1 protein-coding gene is annotated in these 278 nt (G+C 34.5%); it reads left to right on the forward strand.

The window, feature by feature from the left end; all coding sequences use genetic code 11:
• Positions 1–278 (forward strand): hypothetical protein (locus AB1471_RS17285; protein WP_367780969.1); only part of this gene is annotated, 278 nt, incomplete at both ends.

Here is a 278-nt window from a genome sequence, read left to right on the forward strand (position 1 = left end):
GCCCTGATTATAGGATATGTTTTATTTCTAAGATATTGGGTTTTCGGAGAGTTTGGCGATACCTACGAAACCAATAATATTGCAGATTATGGCAATATTATCGGTAATTTTGATAATGAAACCCCAAAGAAATTCATTTATTCCTTTTTTCCAGAAGAAATTGAACCGTATTTTTCCCAACCTCAATATCATTACAAAGCAATAAAAGGCGATAGCTACGCCTATGAGATCGCTCTAGAATTCGTCATTGAAGACAGTCAACTATTTGAGGACTATGT

The organism is Jeotgalibacillus marinus (genome assembly GCF_040801915.1).
Lineage (GTDB): Bacteria > Bacillota > Bacilli > Bacillales > Jeotgalibacillaceae > Jeotgalibacillus > Jeotgalibacillus marinus.